The organism is Actinacidiphila polyblastidii (genome assembly GCF_036353415.1).
GTDB lineage: Bacteria > Actinomycetota > Actinomycetes > Streptomycetales > Streptomycetaceae > Actinacidiphila > Actinacidiphila polyblastidii.
This window is the reverse complement of sequence record NZ_JAZEWV010000036.1, coordinates 51,783-67,974: the sequence shown is the minus strand read 5'-3', so window position 1 is coordinate 67,974 and position 16,192 is coordinate 51,783. Positions and strand designations below refer to the sequence as shown.

The following is a 16,192-nucleotide window of genomic DNA, read 5'->3' as shown; positions in this document are numbered from 1 at the left end:
GCGGGGGGGGGGGGGCGGCCCGCGCCCGCCCCCCCCCCCCCCCCCCCCGCGGCCGCTCAGTGGTAGTGGTGCTCGGGCGGCGGCGTGGTGGTGCACGTCAGCGGCCCGTCCGCCGGCACGATCCGCTCCACCGAGCCGGGGTTCATGTGGACCGAGGCGAGCTGCGCGGCGTTGAGGTAGCCGATGAACAGCCGCTTCCCGGCCGGCATCGCGGCCGGCACGAAGGTGAAGGTCACCCTGCCGTCGCCGGCCCTCTCACCCCTCATCACGTTCGCGACCCCGGGCCCGGACCCGCTGGGGCTCAGCTTTCCGTCGTCGTGCGGCCCCTTGCAGAACACACCCTCCTTGATCAGCACCGGGAACCCGGCCCTGCGCAGCGCCTTCTCCAGGCCCGCGTGGTCGCTGAAGTACGCGGACTTGTCCCAGGTGGCGACGAGTGTGCCGTCGGCCTTCGTGTCGACGCTGTACGCGGCGGTCCTGATGTGCACCGACCCGGCGCCCGCGCTGTCGCCCGCCGACGGCGGAGCCGTCGCGGGGTTGCCCAGCGCGGGCACCGCGACGGCGAGCGCCGCGGCGGCCGCGACCCCGGCGGTGCCCACGAGCACGCGCCGGTGGCGACGGACGCGGCCGGCCGCCTCGATCCGCTCCACCGGCGTCGACATGGTGACGGTGTCGAGGGAATTCCTCAGTGCGTCGAGCACCTCGTGGTCGTTCATGGTCAGACCTCCTGGTCGTTGGCAGTGCCGTCATCGACGGCGACGAGTTGGCCGCGCAGCGTCGAGACCGCTCGCGACAGGTGGGCGGTGACCGTGCCCTCCGCGATCCCCAGCACCCGGGCGGTGGCCCTGGTGTCCAGGTCGAGGAAGACCCGTAGCGCGATCACTTCCCGCTGCCGCTGGGGCAGTTGACGCAGCGCGGCGAGCAGACCGGGGTCCAGGTGCTCGACCTGCCGCGGATCGGGCACATCGGGCGGGCCGTCCTCCAGCCCGACCTCCTTGCGCCTGCGCCGCCACCACGACACCCGGGTGTTGAGCGCCGTGCGCACGATCCACGCGCGCGGCGCCGGGTGCCGGCTGACCTTCGGCCAGGAGGCCCAGGCCCGGGTGAACGCCTCGGCCACCAGGTCCTCGGCGAGCTGCCGATCGCCCACGCTCACCAGGACCGCCCGCAGGCAGACGTCCCGGCTGGCTCGGTAGAACTCCTTGAACTCCAGCTGCTTCACACCCCCTATACGCCGCAGCGCTCCCCCACGCTTACCTCGCCGGCGCGCCGGAGACCGGCCGGGATCGGGTGCCGTCGGAACCGCGGCTCCGACGGGCGCTCACGCTCCGCCCGCGCGGGCGGAGCGGGCGGCGCCGGCGGACCGATCCCGTCACCGGTGGCTACCGGTCGGCGGCGGTGACCAGGCCGTTGCGCCAGGCCCAGGCGATGAGGGCGCCCCGGTCCTCCAGGGCCAGCTTGGACAGCACGTGGTTGAGGTGGGTCTTGACGGTGGCCTGGCTGACGACCATCTCGCGGGCCACCTGGCGGTTGTTCAGGCCGGCGGCCACCAGCCGCACCACGTCCACCTCGCGGCGGGTCAGGCCCTCGGCCTCCGGGGGCGGCGCGGAACCGCCCACCGGTGCGGCGGCCGGAGCAGGGGCGGCGACCGCGGGGGCGGCCGGCTCGTCGAGGAGGAGCTGCACCAGGCGGCGCTGCACCGCGGGGTCCAGGACCGTACGCCCGGCGGCGACCTCCCGTACGGCGGAGAGCAGCTCCTCGCCGGTGGCGTCCTTGGTCAGGTAGCCGGCGGCACCGGCGCGCAGGGCGGGCAGGACCGCGTCGTCGTCGGCGTACGTGGTCAGGACCAGCACCCTGGTGCCGATGTCAGCGGCCAGGATGCCCGCGGTCACCTGCGCGCCGTCCAGGCCCGGCATCCGCAGGTCCACCAGCGCGACGTCCGGCCGCAGCTCGGTGGCCAGTCGCAGGGCCAGGCGGCCGTCTCCCGCCTGCCCCACCACGTCGATCTCGCCGGCCGAGGTCAGCAGCAGCACCACACCGTCGCGCACCACCGCCTGGTCGTCGGCGACCAGCACCCGAATCGTCACCCGTGCCCCTCTCTGACCCCGGTCCGCTCGCACCCCGCCCGCTCGCACCCCGCCCGCTCACACCCCCATCTTGCCGCCGGCGCCGCCCGCCGCCTGCCCCGGGCCCGGCCCCCGGTCCGGCGCGCGGTCCGACCCCGTGCGCGCGGGGGCGTCGGCGGGCGCGGCCACGGGCACGCGCAGGGTCACACGCCAGCCCGGTCCCTCGGGAGCCGGGCCCGCCGCCACCGTGCCGCCGGCCTGCCCGATCCGCTCGGTCATCCCCCGCAGGCCGCTGCCGCTCCCCTGCACGCCGGACCCGGCACGGCCCGCGGGCAGGCCGCGGTCGCGCACCGCGACACGGACCTCGCCGGCGTCCCAGGCGACGTTCACCTCGACGGGACTGCCGGTGGCGTAGCGCGCGGCGTTGGTCAGCGCCTCCTGCACCGCCCGGTACACCGCGTGCCCCGCCTCGGGAGTCAGCCGCCCGGGGCGGCCGGTGACCCGCAGCCGCGCGTCGCCGGGAAACCCGCCGACCAGCGCGCCCAGGTCGTCCGCGCTGCGCAGCGGCGCCGCCCGCAGCGCGCCGACCGCGGCGCGGGCCTCCTGCACGCCGTCGCGGGCCAGCTCCGCCGCCCGGTCCAGCGGCCCGGTCAGCGCCGGCGGGGCGCCCTCACGGGCCGCGACCACCCGTACGGCCTGCAACTGCACGGACAGGCCCGCCAGGCTGTGGGCCAGCACGTCGTGCATCTCGCGGGCGATCCGGCCGCGTTCCTCGACGGCCGCCGCCTCCTGCCGCACCAGCCGGGTCGCCTCCACCTCGGCCAGCAGCGCGAGGGCCCGGTCGCGCTCGGCCTGCAAGGCGGCGTGCTCCACCGTGCGGTCGGCGATGAACCAGGCGCCCACGCCGGCCAGCAGGCCGGTCACGCTGCCGGAGATCACCATGATCGCCACGCCGAAGCCGACCGCGACCACCGCCACGCCCGCACCCCGCACCGGGCCGGCCGGGACGCACAGCGGCAGCACCGCGGCGCCGGCCAGGACCGGGACCTCACCGAGGCCGTTGGGCGCCAGCAACGTGATCGCCAGACCGGTGGCGATGGTCAGCACCACGCCGTACACCGCCCGCTCCGGCCGCAGGATCCGGCGGCCCAGCAGCATGCCCAGCTCGGCGCCCACCCCCAGTGCGGCGACGGCCGCCTTGGTGGCGGCGCCCGGCGCGGCCACCACGGACAGCGCCATGCACAGCACCATGACGGCCGCGCCCGTCAGGTCCCGGCGGGTGAACTCCCGGCGGTCCCGACCCGTCGCCGACCAGGTGTTCGTCATTCCCGCACTCCGATCACGAGAGGCATCCGGTTCGCGGTCCGCGGTTCACGTCTCGCCGGGGCCATCCTCCACCCGGTGGCACTGTCACACGTACGCGCCGGGGAGGGCCTGCGGCGCGGGCGCCGGCGATCCGTCCCGCCGGGCACGGGCCAGCAGGAGCTGCCCGCGTACGACGATGGTGCCGAGGCGGACGACGACCTCGCCGAACGCCATCAGGATGAGCGCCACCACCCACGCCTGGGCGCTGGTGATGTGGTGCGCGGCGGAGAACCGGGCCAGGTGCGCGCCGCCGGAGGAGTGCGAGGACCACACGGCGAAGCCGAGCCGGAAGCCCATGCTGGCCACCCACAGGGCGGCCGCGCCCGCGGTGGCGCGTATCCGCACGTGGCCTTCGGCCAGCCGGACGCGGGTGAGCAGACCGCCGGACAGGCCGAAGACGACGCCCGCCCCGGCGAACACGCCCACCAGCGGCAGGTCGTCGCCCGCGGTCGGGATGTGGTGCAGATAGGTGGCCGCCGCCCAGCCGATGATGCCCAGCGGGAGCAGCACGGTGCGGGCGGTCAGCCGCTCCTCGCGCAACTGCCGGAACACGATGAGCACGAGAACGATGTCCAGGAGCCAGTCGGTGATCGTCATGACACCGAGCATCCGCCGCCGCGCGCCCGATGCCCTCAACCCACGGATGGAACACGGGTGGAACCCCGTCGAACCCCGTCTCCACCCGCCCTCTCGTGGCGCCGCCGCGCGACCAGCGCGACGACGACTCCGGCCGGTTTTTCTACAACGATAGAAACGCGCCGTGGACGAGCGGCGAATCCACTCCACCCCGGCCCGTCGGCCCGACCACTTCGCCCCTCCTTCTCGGCGTCACACGTATGGACATGCTCCTGACACTGTGCTGTCATCGTGCTGCAACAACTTTACATCGTTGGAATATCGGACGGTCGACGACTCCCGACGCCGACCGCGTCGGCTCCACCCCCCCACCTCGTGAGGAGCGTGCCCATGCTCGGAAAACCCAGGTTCGCCGTCCGGCGGCCGTGGCTCGGCAAGATCCTGCTGCCCGTCATGGCGGTGCTCGCCATGGTGTTCGGCGCCTTCACCGTCCTGCCCGGCGTCTCCCAGGCGGCGGGTTCGCTGCCGTGTGACATCTATGGTGCGGCGGGTACGCCGTGTGTGGCGGCGCACAGTACGACGCGTGCGTTGTTCTCGGCGTACAACGGTCCGCTGTACCAGGTCACGCGTGCTTCCGACGGCGGCAGGAGCGATGTCGGGCTGCTGGCGGCGGGCGGTTACGCCAACGCGCAGCAGCAGGACAGCTTCTGTGCGAACACCACGTGTCGGATCTCCAAGGTGTACGACCAGACCTCGCGCCACAACGATCTGCTGCCCGGTCCGGCCGGTACCGCGGGCGGGGTGGACCGCGGGGCGGACGCCGGTGAGATCGCGGTGACCGCGGGCGGTCACAAGGTGTACGGCATCTGGATCTCGCCGGGCGTGGGCTACCGGTACACCGGCGTCGCCTCGGGCGTGGCGGTCAACGGCCAGCCCGAGGGCGCCTACATGGTGGCCAGCGGCACCCACGTCGGCTCGGACTGCTGCTTCGACTACGGCAACGCCGAGCGGACCCCCTCCGACACCGGCAACGGCCACATGGACGCCGTCAGCATCGCCACCACCTGCTACTTCGCACCGTGCACCGGCTCGGGCCCCTGGGTCGAGGCCGACATGGAGAACGGCATGTTCCAAGGCGACAACGGCTCCAACACCGCCAACAAGGGCAACAACACCCCGTACGTGACCGCGATGTTGAAGAACAACGGCCAGACGACGTACGCCATCAAGGGCGGCAACTCGCAGTCCGGCGCCCTGTCCACCTGGTGGAGCGGCGCGCTGCCGACGCGCGGCGGCTACCGGCCGATGCAGCAGGAGGGCGGCATCATCCTCGGCACCGGCGGCGACAACAGCAACCGCAACCGCGGCACCTTCTTCGAGGGGGTGATGGTCGCCGGCTACCCGACCGACGCCGCGGACAACGCGGTGCAGGCGAACGTCGTCTCCGCCGGCTACTCCGGCCAGACGAACGTCCCCAACGGCCCGCAGGGCACGATCACCGGTCCCGGCGGCAAGTGCGTGGACGTCGCCGCCGACGACACCGGCGTGAACGGCGCGGCCGTCCAGCTGTGGGACTGCCAGAACTGGGCCGAGGACCAGTTCTGGACGCATCAGTCCAACGGCTCGCTGAGCACCATCGGGCGCTGCCTGGACATCAACGGCAACGGCACGGCGGCAGGCACCCAGGTGGAGCTGTGGGACTGCAACGGCGTCGGCGGCCAGAACTGGCAGCAGCGCTCGGACGGTTCGCTGTTCAACCCGCAGTCCGGCCGCTGCCTCGACTCGCCGAGCGGCGCGACCGGCAACGGCACACGGCTGCAGATCTGGGACTGCAACGGCAGCGCCGCCCAGAAGTTCACGCTGCACTGACCGGTGGGTGCGCCGGACCGGCGGTCCGGCGCACCCGCTCCCGTACCCGCACCCGCACCCGCACCCGCGCGGCTTCCCGGCCACCCGCACCGTCCTCTCCCCCCTCGTGACAGCTGTCATACGAAAACATGGACGCCGGGCACTGAGGGACGCCGCGCGCCGGCCCGTACCTTCTTCCCATGACGAGAACGGGCGGGACCGAAGAGCAGAAGACCGATGTCAAGGTGAGCCTGATCGGCGGTCACCGGCTCAAGGGCGAGACCCTGCACGAGCGGACGCTGACCGCGTCCCTCATCGGCGGGGCGGACGTCGACCTCACCGACATCGACATCCCCGACGGCGCCGAGCTGCGCATCACCAAGCTGAGCCTGATCGGCGGCGTCAGCATCAGGGTCCGCCCGGAGGTCCGGGTGGAGGTGCACGGCATCCGGCTGGGCGGCGTGAAGGACGACGGCCCGTCCGGGCCCGGGGGGCCGACGGTCCGTGTCGACGCATGGGGGCTGCTCGGCGGGGTCAGCGTCACCCGCGGGTGACCGCGGCAGAGTGAGGGGGAGGGGGAGGCGGCGGCGCGCGTCACCGCACGGCGCCTCCGGGCACCGCGGCGAGCAGCTCCCGGGTGTAGGGGTGGGCCGGTGCGCCGAAGACCCGGTCGACAGGTCCGGTCTCGACGAGCCGCCCCTGACGCATCACACCGACGCGGGAGGCGATCCGGCGGACCACCGCGAGGTCGTGGGAGATGAAGAGGTAGCTGAGCCCCAGTTCGCCCTGGAGGTCCGCGAGCAGGTCCAGGATCTGGGCCTGGGAGGACACGTCCAGCGCGGAGACCGGCTCGTCGCACACCACCAGGTCGGGGCCCAGCGCCAGCGCGCGGGCGATGGCGACGCGCTGGCGCTGGCCGCCGGAGAGTTCGGCGGCCCTGCGGCCGAGGAGGGCGGCGGGCAGGCGTACCTGGTCGATCAGCCGGGCCGCGCGCCGCGCCCGGTCGGCGCGGGAGCCGACGCGGAACGCGCGCAGCGGCTCCGAGACGATCTCGGCGACGGACAGCCGCGGCGACAGCGAGGCGTACGGGTTCTGGTGGACGATCTGCATCCGGCGGCGCAGCCGGCGCAGCTCGCCGCCGCCGAGCCGGGTGATGTCCCGGCCGTCGAAGAGGACCTGGCCGGAGGTGGGGGCGGTGAGGCGTACCAGCATGCGCGCGGTGGTCGACTTGCCCGAGCCGGACTCGCCGACCAGTGCGAGGGTTTCGCCGCGGCCGATGCGCAGGCTGACGCCGTCGACCGCGCGCGGCGCGGGGGTCCGCTCGCCGCGGCGGGCGGGGTACTCCTTGACCAGGTCGGCTGCCACGACCAGGTCGGCGGGCGGGGCGCCACCGGTCCGCTCGGGTGGCGCCGGCCGGGGCGGCTCGGCCAGGCTCGGGGCCGCCGCCAGCAGCGCGCGGGTGTAGGGGTGGCGGGGCGACCGGAGTACCTGCCGGACCGGGCCGGTCTCCACGGCCTCGCCGCGTGACATGACGGCCACCCGGTCCGCGCGGTCCGCGGCGATCCCGAGGTCGTGGGTGATCAGCAGAACCGCGATGCCGCGCTCGCGGGTCAGGGCCGCGAGGTGGTCGAGGATGGTGCGCTGGACGGTGACGTCCAGCGCGCTCGTGGGCTCGTCGGCGATGACGAGCCGGGGCCGGGCGGCGAGCGCCACCGCGATCAGCACCCGCTGGCGCATGCCGCCGGACAGTTCGTGGGGGTACCGGCGGGCGACCCGGGCGGGGTCGGGCAGACCGGCCTCGGCGAGCAGTTCCAGGGCGCGGCGCGCGGCGGCCGGCCGGTCGGCGAGGCGGTGGATGAGCAGGACCTCGGCAACCTGGTGGCCGATGCGCTGCACGGGGTTGAGCGAGACCGACGGGTCCTGCGGGACCAGGCCGATCTCGCGGCCCCTGAGCGCACGCAGGACGCTCTCGCCGGCCCGCGCGAGGTCGGTGCCCGCGAACAGGATCTCGCCGCCGTCGATCGAGCCGCCGCGCGGCAGCAGCCCCATGACGGCGTGCGCGGAGGTGCTCTTGCCGGAGCCCGACTCCCCCACGAGCGCGACGACTTCGCCCGGCCGGACGGTCAGGTCGACGCCGCGGACGGCCGGCACCCGGCCCGCCCTGGTGCGGTAGGAGATCGCCAACTTCCTGACGTCCAGCAGGGGTTCGCTCGACGCCGGGGCTGGGGGTGTCAGGGGTGTCATCGGGTCTCCTCCGTGTCCTCGCCGTCGAGGGCGCGGGCGATGCGGTTCGCGGCGAGCACGGTCGCCGCGATGACGAGGCCGGGCAGGGTGGTCAGCCACCAGGCGGTCGCGAGGTAGTTGCGGCCGTCCGAGACCAGCGAGCCCCACTCGGGCGCGGGCGGCTGGGCGCCGTAGCCGAGGAAGGACAGCGAGGAGACCTGGAGGACGACCGCGCCGAAGTCGACGGCCGCGTAGACCAGGACCGGTCCTGCGGCGTTCGGCAGCACGTGGCACAGCAGGACCGACGGCCACCTGGTGCCGGAGGCGCGTGCCGCCTCCACGTAGCCGGACACCCCGATCTTGAGCACCTCGGCGCGCATGATCCGGGCGAAGGTCGACACGCTGGTCACGCCGACGGCGAGGGCCACCTGGACGGTGCCGAATCCGAGGGCGGTCACCAGCGCGAGCGAGAGCAGCAGGCCGGGGATGGCGAGCAGGACGTCGGTGAGCCGCATCAGCGCGTCGTCCACGACTCCACCGCGGTAGCCGGCGAGCAGCCCGGCCAGCGAGCCGACGACGAGGCCGACGAGGACGGCGAGCACGGTCGCCTGCAGAGTGAGCAGCGACCCGTGCACCACCCGTGCGAACAGGTCACGGCCCAACTCGTCGGTGCCGAAGGGGTGTCCGGCGGAGGGGGCCTGGAGCTTGTCGCGCGGGGCGGCGGCCAGCGGGTCGCGCGAGGCGAGCAGGCCGGGAAGGAACACGGCGAGCAGCACCGCCGCGAGCAGCAGCAGGGAAGCGACCAGGCCGGGCCGCCGCAGCCAGAACCCGGCGCTGCGGACGCCACGGCCGGTCCGGGACGGCGCGTCCTCCTGCGCCGGGGCGGTGGAGGCGGCCGCGCCGGGGTCCGCCTGGACGTCCTCGCCCGGTCGCGGCGTTCCCGCGTCGGGGATGCTCAGTTCGGTCATGCCGCCACCGCCGTCCGGTCGGTCGTCGTGGTGATCCGCGGGTCGAGCAGCGGATGGATCAGGTCGACGGCCAGGGTGGTCAGGACGAACGCGACGGCGCCGAGCACCACCACGCCCTGGACGACCGGGATGTCCTGCACGGTCACGGCGGCCGCCGTCTCGCGTCCGATGCCGGCGCGGGCGAAGACCGTCTCGACGACCACGGCTCCGGCCAGCACGTTGCCGGTCATGACGCCGACGAGGGTCAGGGCCGGGATCGAGGCGTTGCGCAGCGCGTGGCCGAACAGGACCCGTGCCCGGCCCGCGCCCTTGGCCAGCGCGGTCTGGATGTACGGCTCGGCCAGCGCGGTCCGCAGGCTGCGGGCGAGCACCTGGGCGATCAGTGCGGCGCCCGGCAGCGCGAGCGTGACGGAGGGCAGCACGAGCGAGTCGAAGCCCTCGTCGCCGAAGGCCGGGAAGACCCGCCAGCGGAAGGACAGCAGTTGGACGAGGACCAGGCCGACCCAGAAGGTGGGCGCCGAGACCCCCGCCGCGGGCAGCGACAGGAGCAGCCGGCGGAGCGGGCCGCTGCGGGTCCAGCTCGCGAGCAGGGCGAGCGCGCCGCCCAGCACCACCGCCACCAGCAGGGCGGCGGCGGCCAGTTGAAGGGTGGTGGGGAGCGCCTGCGCGATCAGGCGGGTGACCGGGGTGCCGCTCTGCACGGATCGGCCGAGGTCGCCGTGCAGAGCGTGCAGCAGCCGGGTGCCGTACTGCTGGGCGAGCGGCTGGTCGAGCCCGTACTGGTGGCGCAGCGCGTCGGTCTGCTCCCGGGTGACGGTGCTCGCGTCACCGCCGCCCGCCGCCATGATCGTCGCCGGGTCGCCGGGCAGCAGGTACAGCACACCGAAGGACACCGTGTAGGCGGCCCACAGCACGAACACGGCCTGGAACAGCCGCCGCAGAAGGTAGTTCCTCATCATCGCCTTCGGTACGCCGGGTCGGGACGGTGGCGGTCGGGTGGTGAGCGGTCAGGAGAGCCAGGCGTCGTAGAACTGGGCCTGGGACGAGGAGCCGAGGGTGATCCCGTGCACCCGGGAGCCCAGCGCGTAGACACTGGTCATCTCGAACACCGGTATCTGGTAGGCCTGTTCGAGCACCCGTCGCTGCGCGTCGGCGACGTACGCGGCGCGCTGGGCCGGGTCGGCGGCGGACGCCTGCCGGTCGAGCAGGTCCTCCAGCCGGGTGTCGTGGATGTGGGAGAGGTTGAGCAGCTTGCTGGAGAAGGCGGTGCGCAGGATGTCCGGGTCGGCGCGGGTGCCGTTGCCCCAGGCGAGGTCGTAGTCGCCGCTCTTCTGGGCCTGCTGGTAGTCGGCGATCGTCAGCACCCTGAGGGTGACGCCGATGCCGACCTTCTTCAGCTGCTGCTGGACGAGTTCGAGGACGGACTGGTTGGGGCCGAAGTTGGGCGCGAGGATGATCTTGAGGTCGAGCTTGGCGCCGTTCTTCGCGCGGATGCCGTCGGGGCCGGGCTTCCAGCCGGCGGCGTCGAGGATCCGTTCGGCGGCCGCGGGGTCGTGGGCGAGCAGCGCGGCGTTGTCCCGGTAGTCGTCGGTGGTGCTTGACAGGGAGCTGGTGGCCGGGCGGTAACTGCCGCTCAGGATGGTGTCGACGACCTCCTTGCGGTCGACGGCGACCTCCAGTGCGCGGCGCACGGCGATGTCGCCGGCCTGGGGGCGTGACGTGTTGGCGCTCAGGGCGACGGGAACGCCGGGGTTCGGCCGGGACAGCAGCTTCTCGCCCTGGCTCCGCAGTCCCGCCTCGTCCTGCGGCGCGACGCCGGCGATGGCGTCGACCTGCCCCGATTCGAGGCTGCCGGTGCGCACTCCGGACTCGGGGACCACCTTGAAGCTGATCCTCTCCAGGTAGGCGGGCCCGGTGTGTCCGGCCTGGCCCGATCCGCCCTTGTAGTTCGCGCGCCGGCTCAGCTCCACCGACTTTCCCGGTGTGTAGCCGTCCAGCACGAACGGCCCCGAGCCGATCAGCGGCCCCGTGCACAGGCTGTCGGCGGGCCTCCTCAGACTGGCGTCGGCCAGCAGGCCGAGCGTGGTTGTTGAAGTGGCCTGCAGGAACTGGGCGTTGGGGTGGTCGAAGGTGACCTTCGCGGTGTGGGCGTCGACGACCTCGGTGCCCTTGTAGCCGCTGAGGTAGCCGGACCCGAAGATCGACTTGGCGCCGAGCTGCACGACGGCGTCGAGGTTCTCCTTGACGGACCGGGCGTCGACGGGCGTGCCGTCGCTGAAGGTCGCGTCGTCGCGCAGGTGGAAGGTGAACGCGGTGGCGTTCGGGCTGACCTCCCAGGAGGAGGCGAGCCAGGGGACGATCTTGCCCGTCGCCGGGTTCTGGTCGGTGAGCGAGTCGACCAGCCCGCGGGCCGCGTAGACCGCGTCGTTGGTGGCGGCCTGGTGGGGGTCGACGCACAGCGGGTCGGAGCCGAGCGCGAAGGTCAGGTGGCCGCCCGCGTGCGGCTTGGTGTCGGCGCCCGAGGGGGACGAGGAGGAGGACGTCGAGGAGCAGGCCGCCAGCGTCACCGACAGGACGACGGCGGAGGCGAGTACGGCGGCGGGCGGACGTGAGCCGGGCATGGAAGGGCCTTCCGGGCGAGAGGTCGTGGTGGGTCGGGCGGCCGCCGCGCTCGGTGCGCGGCGGAGAAGGGGTCGAACGGGGTGGGGTTGGGGTGGGACGGGTGTGCGGCCCGGGTGAGGGCGGCCCGGGGTGGGGTCGTCGTCCGGCGGCCATCGGCCGTCGTGTCCGCTCAGCCGTGTCCCATCCGGAACCCGATGCCGCGGAGCGTGACGATCCAGCTCGGGTCGCCCAGCTTCTTGCGCACCGCGCTGACATGGGTGTCGATGGTGCGGCTGGCCTTGGCGCTCAGCGGCCGGCCGTCGTGCTGGTAGCCCCAGACGTCGGCCATCAACTGGGCGCGCGAGAACACGGTCTGCGGGTGCGAGGCGAGGCGGTGCAGCAGGCAGTACTCGATGCGCGTCAGGTTGATCAGCCGGCCGTTGATCCGCACCTCCCGCGTGTCCGGGTCGATGCACAGCGAGCCGACCACGACGGGCTGCGACCGCGGCCGGCCGGCCGGCCGCGAGCCGGACCGCCGCAGGACGGCCTCGATGCGGGCGAGCAGTTCGCGGAAGCCGAACGGCTTGGCCATACAGTCGTCGCAGCCGGCCTGCAGGCACAGGACCCGGTCAAGATCGGTCCCGGGATCGGTGAAGGCGATGATGGGTATGTCGCTCGCCGCCCGCAGTAATCGGCAGACCTCGAGACCGTCGATGTCAGGCAGTGCCAGGTCGATCAGAAGGAAATCGAACTTCGGGTACTTCTCCAGCGCCTCCGCCCCCGTGGCGCAGAGTTCGGTGTGGAATCCGTGGCGAAGCAACTCGGCGCTCAGTCCGTCGACCCCGACGGCGCCGGAATCCGCTACCAGTACCTGCATGACTCCCTTGCCCCCGTGGCGTCCGCTCGAAATTTCTCATGCAGGTTAACCGGCGCCCGGCGGACTTCAAGGCTCCGCCGACACATTTCATACCACTGCAAAGTTTCGGCAACCGTCCCGCTGCGGCACAGGCCCGAGAAGGCCGCCGACCGGGCAAAGCGTCAAGAAATCTACAGCTCCCTTGACGCTTTCTTGAGAGTTGTCCGGCCGGCCTCCCTACCTCTGAGGTCGGGGTCTCTGCGGCAGCGTCAGGCGCGGCTTGCACCGACTTGACATTCTCCTCACATTCATTTTCAGAGAACCTTGATTTTTTTGCTTGAATGCGGCAGGCCGGGTGCCGCAAGATATCGGTGTCCGGCGAAAACCCGGGCCGGCGTGTTCCGAACGTCGCGAACCGTCCATTCACTGATCCTCGGAAAGAGTCCACACGCGATTACCCCTTCAGATGGGAGAGGCGTATGAGCGGCTCGGTCATCATTACCGGAGCCGGTCCGGCCGGGCTTGCGCTCGCCGGTGAACTGCGATTGGCGGGCATCGAGGTCACCGTGCTGGAACGCCTTTCCGGCCGGACCGCGGAATCACGCGGAATCGGTCTGACCCTGCGCACCGTCGAGACGTTCGCCCAGCGCGGGCTGCTGCGCCGCTTCGGCGACGCGCCGACCAGCGAGCAGGGGCACTTCGGCGGCGTCCCGCTCGACCTCGGCGTCCTGGACGGCGCGTACCGGTCGGCCAGGTCCGTGCCGCAGTCCGTCACCGAGGCGGTCCTGGAGCAGTGGGCGCGGGAGCTGGGCGCCGACATCCGGCGCGGCCACGAGTTCCGCTCCTACCGGGAGGAGGACGGGTCCGTCGCCGTACGCGTCGGCACCCCGCAGGGCGAGCGGACCCTGCGCGCGGACTACCTGGTCGGCGCGGACGGCGGCCGCAGCAGCGTCCGCAAGGCCGGCGGCTTCGACTTCCCGGGCACCGCGGCGACCACGGAACTGCTGCTCGCGGACGTCCGCGGCGTCGAGGTGGCGCCGCGGATGACCGGTGAGCTGCTGGCGGCCGGGATGGTGATGTCGGCGCCACTTCCCGGCGGCGTCCACCGGGTGATCGTCGGCGAGCGGGGCGCGCCGCCGCGCAGGCGCGGCGGTCCGCCGGCCTTCCAGGAGGTCGCCGACGTCTGGAAGCGGCTGACCGGGGACGACATCTCGCACGCCGAGCCGGTGTGGGTCAGCGCCTTCACCGACGCGGCGCGCCAAGCCGCCGAGTACCGCCGCGGCCGCGTCCTGCTCACCGGCGACGCGGCGCACATCCACCTGCCGGCCGGCGGCCAGGGCATGAACACCGGCATCCAGGACTCGGTGAACCTCGGCTGGAAGCTCGCCGCGGTCCTGCACGGCACGGCGCCGCGGTCGCTGCTGGACACCTACCACTCCGAACGGCACCCGGTGGGAGTGGAGTTGCTCGCCAACACCGCGGCCCAGAGCCAGCTGATCCTCGGCGGCGCGCAGGCGCAGCCGCTGCGCGACGTGCTCACCGAGCTGGTGCGCTACGAGGACGTCGCCCGCCATCTCGCCGCCAAGGTCAGCGGGCTGTCGATCAGGTACGACGTGGGTCCCGGCCGGAACCCGCTGCTCGGGGCACGCATGCCGCACCTGGGGCTGACCGTGCGGGGGCGCCGTACCAGCAGCACCGCGCTGCTCACCGGCGGCCGCGGCGTCCTGCTGGACCTGGCGGACAACCCGCACCTGCGCCGCCGCGCCGCTCCCTGGAGCGAACGGATCGACATCGTCACCGCCGCCCCCGACAGCGAGGAGAAGCTCCCGGACGCGTTCGACACCACCACCGCGGTACTGGTCCGCCCCGACGGCTACGTCGCCTGGGCAGGACCCGGCAGCCAGCACGACCTGCCCACGGCGCTCAGCCGCTGGTTCGGTCCCGCCCGACGCGCATCCCCCTCCCCCCGGCCGCCGGCGCCACGACCGTGACACCACCTGCCGCGGTGCGGCCGCCGGCGCCCGTCCGACCGGCACCTCCGGCACCGCCGGGAGATCCAGGACATCCACGAAAGGCAGACATGTACAGCACCCTGATCGTCGCCCGCATCGAACCGGGCTCCGCCGAGCACGTCGCCGACATCTTCGGCGCCTTCGACGCCACCGAGATGCCGCACCTCATGGGCACCCGGCGCCGCGAGCTGTTCGCCTACCGGGGCCTGTACTTCCACCTCCAGGACTTCGCCGGCGAGGACGGCGGCGAGCACATCCAGGCGGCCAGGACCGACCCCCGGTTCATCCGGATCAGCGAGGACCTCAAGCCGCACATCGAGGCCTACGACCCGGCCACCTGGCGCTCGCCCGCCGACGCGATGGCGCAGCGCTTCTACCACTGGAGCGCCGAGTGAGCGCGACGGGCGGCCGCCGCGTCGTCATCACCGGGGTGGGCGTCACGGCTCCCGGCGGCATCGGCGTCAAGGACTTCTGGCAGCTGCTGACCGACGGGCGCACCGCGACGCGGCGGATCTCGTTCTTCGACCCCTCGCCGTTCCGCTCGCAGATCGCCGCCGAGGCGGACTTCGACGCCGAGCTGTCCGGGCTCACCCCGCAGGAGGTCCGCCGGATGGACCGCGCCGCGCAGTTCGCGGTGGTCACCGCCCGCGAGGCGGTCGCCGACAGCGGCCTGGACTTCGCCGCCCTGGACCCGCACCGCATCGGTGTGACCATCGGCAGCGCGGTCGGCGCGACCACCGGACTCGACCAGGAGTACCGGGCGGTCAGCGACGGCGGCCGGCTCGACCTGGTCGACCACGAGTACGCCGTGCCGCACCTCTACAACTTCCTGGTGCCCAGCTCGTTCGCGAGCGAGGTCGCCTGGGCGGTCGGCGCGGAGGGACCCGGCACCGTCGTGTCCACCGGGTGCACCTCCGGGCTCGACGCGGTCGGCTACGCCACCGACCTGATCAGGGACGGGGTCGCCGACGTCGTCGTCGCCGGGGCGAGCGACGCGCCGATCTCCCCCATCACCGTCGCCTGCTTCGACGCCATCAAGGCCACCACGGCTCGCAACGACGACCCCGAGCACGCCTCGCGGCCGTTCGACGCCAGCCGGACCGGATTCGTCCTCGGCGAGGGCGCGGCCGTCTTCGTCCTGGAGGAGTTGGAGAGCGCGCGCCGCCGCGGCGCGCACGTCTACGCCGAGGTGGCCGGCTACGCGACCCGGTCCAACGCCTTCCACATGACCGGACTGCGCCCGGACGGCGCGGAGATGGCCGAGGCGATCCGGGTGGCGCTCGACGAGGCCCGGCTGGTGCCGGAGGACGTCGACTACATCAACGCGCACGGCTCCGGCACCAAGCAGAACGACCGGCACGAGACCGCCGCGTTCAAGCGGAGCCTCGGCGACCACGCGTACCGGACGCCGGTCAGCTCCATCAAGTCCATGGTGGGCCACTCGCTGGGCGCCATCGGGTCCATCGAGATCGCCGCGTCCGTGCTGGCGATGGAGCACGCGGTGGTGCCGCCGACGGCCAACCTGCACACCCCCGATCCGGAGTGCGACCTCGACTACGTGCCGGTGACCGCGCGTGACTGGCGGACGGACGCGGTGCTGTCGGTCGGCAGCGGCTTCGGCGGCTTCCAGAGCGCCGTGGTGCTCGCCCGCCCCGACCGGAGCGCCCGGTGAGCGCG

The 16,192-nt window shown here is 73.4% G+C and carries 15 protein-coding genes; 5 read left to right on the top strand and 10 right to left on the bottom strand.

Going from position 1 to position 16,192, the window contains the following annotated elements:
• Positions 1–56: 56 nt before the first annotated feature.
• From V2S66_RS28705 to V2S66_RS28685, 5 genes are all read right to left on the bottom strand, one after another.
• The gene (locus V2S66_RS28705) at positions 57–716 is read right to left on the bottom strand and encodes a hypothetical protein (protein WP_330799642.1); all 660 of its coding nucleotides are present in this window, start codon (positions 714–716) and stop codon (positions 57–59) included.
• Between the two features lie 2 nt (positions 717–718).
• Positions 719–1,222 (bottom strand): SigE family RNA polymerase sigma factor, encoded by a 504-nt coding sequence (locus tag V2S66_RS28700; protein ID WP_330799641.1) that lies wholly within the window; start codon positions 1,220–1,222, stop codon positions 719–721.
• A 160-nt stretch (positions 1,223–1,382) separates the two neighbouring features.
• Positions 1,383–2,087, bottom strand: a complete 705-nt coding sequence (locus tag V2S66_RS28695; RefSeq protein WP_330799640.1) for a response regulator transcription factor — start codon at positions 2,085–2,087, stop codon at positions 1,383–1,385.
• Between the two features lie 57 nt (positions 2,088–2,144).
• A complete protein-coding gene (locus V2S66_RS28690; RefSeq protein ID WP_330799639.1) occupies positions 2,145–3,392 on the bottom strand; it encodes a sensor histidine kinase in 1,248 nt (415 codons plus the stop codon).
• 84 nt (positions 3,393–3,476) lie between these two features.
• A complete protein-coding gene (locus V2S66_RS28685; RefSeq protein ID WP_330799638.1) occupies positions 3,477–4,028 on the bottom strand; it encodes a hypothetical protein in 552 nt (183 codons plus the stop codon).
• Positions 4,029–4,397: 369 nt separating this feature from the next.
• Between V2S66_RS28685 and V2S66_RS28680 the strand changes: the two genes are divergently transcribed.
• Both V2S66_RS28680 and V2S66_RS28675 read left to right on the top strand, forming a co-directional pair.
• Positions 4,398–5,876, top strand: coding sequence for an arabinofuranosidase catalytic domain-containing protein (locus V2S66_RS28680; RefSeq protein WP_330799637.1), 1,479 nt, complete (start codon positions 4,398–4,400; stop codon positions 5,874–5,876).
• Between the two features lie 179 nt (positions 5,877–6,055).
• A complete protein-coding gene (locus tag V2S66_RS28675; RefSeq protein WP_330799636.1) occupies positions 6,056–6,409 on the top strand; it encodes a hypothetical protein in 354 nt (117 codons plus the stop codon).
• A gap of 40 nt (positions 6,410–6,449) precedes the next feature.
• Here the strand turns inward: V2S66_RS28675 and V2S66_RS28670 are convergent, their stop codons facing one another.
• The 5 genes from V2S66_RS28670 to V2S66_RS28650 all read right to left on the bottom strand — a co-directional run bounded on the left by V2S66_RS28670 (position 6,450) and on the right by V2S66_RS28650 (position 12,524).
• Positions 6,450–8,099 carry an ABC transporter ATP-binding protein gene (locus tag V2S66_RS28670; RefSeq protein ID WP_330799635.1) on the bottom strand — a complete coding sequence of 550 codons (1,650 nt, stop codon included), beginning with the start codon at positions 8,097–8,099 and terminating at the stop codon, positions 6,450–6,452.
• The gene (locus V2S66_RS28665) at positions 8,096–9,046 is read right to left on the bottom strand and encodes an ABC transporter permease (protein WP_330799634.1); all 951 of its coding nucleotides are present in this window, start codon (positions 9,044–9,046) and stop codon (positions 8,096–8,098) included. The genes V2S66_RS28670 and V2S66_RS28665 overlap by 4 nt, the downstream gene beginning before the upstream one ends.
• Positions 9,043–10,002 (bottom strand): ABC transporter permease, encoded by a 960-nt coding sequence (locus V2S66_RS28660; RefSeq protein WP_330799633.1) that lies wholly within the window; start codon positions 10,000–10,002, stop codon positions 9,043–9,045. The genes V2S66_RS28665 and V2S66_RS28660 overlap by 4 nt, the downstream gene beginning before the upstream one ends.
• 51 nt (positions 10,003–10,053) lie before the next feature.
• The gene (locus V2S66_RS28655; protein WP_330799632.1) at positions 10,054–11,667 is read right to left on the bottom strand and encodes an ABC transporter substrate-binding protein; all 1,614 of its coding nucleotides are present in this window, start codon (positions 11,665–11,667) and stop codon (positions 10,054–10,056) included.
• 170 nt (positions 11,668–11,837) lie between these two features.
• On the bottom strand, positions 11,838–12,524 hold the full coding sequence (locus tag V2S66_RS28650) for a response regulator transcription factor (RefSeq protein WP_330799631.1): 687 nt from the start codon (positions 12,522–12,524) through the stop codon (positions 11,838–11,840).
• Between the two features lie 458 nt (positions 12,525–12,982).
• Between V2S66_RS28650 and V2S66_RS28645 the strand changes: the two genes are divergently transcribed.
• The 3 genes from V2S66_RS28645 to V2S66_RS28635 all read left to right on the top strand — a co-directional run bounded on the left by V2S66_RS28645 (position 12,983) and on the right by V2S66_RS28635 (position 16,187).
• Entirely contained in the window at positions 12,983–14,494 is a 1,512-nt protein-coding gene (locus tag V2S66_RS28645; protein WP_330799630.1) for an FAD-dependent monooxygenase, read from the top strand.
• An 89-nt stretch (positions 14,495–14,583) separates the two neighbouring features.
• On the top strand, positions 14,584–14,910 hold the full coding sequence (locus V2S66_RS28640) for a TcmI family type II polyketide cyclase (RefSeq protein WP_330799629.1): 327 nt from the start codon (positions 14,584–14,586) through the stop codon (positions 14,908–14,910).
• Positions 14,907–16,187 carry a beta-ketoacyl-[acyl-carrier-protein] synthase family protein gene (locus V2S66_RS28635; RefSeq protein WP_330799628.1) on the top strand — a complete coding sequence of 427 codons (1,281 nt, stop codon included), beginning with the start codon at positions 14,907–14,909 and terminating at the stop codon, positions 16,185–16,187. The genes V2S66_RS28640 and V2S66_RS28635 overlap by 4 nt, the downstream gene beginning before the upstream one ends.
• Positions 16,188–16,192 lie beyond the last annotated feature (5 nt).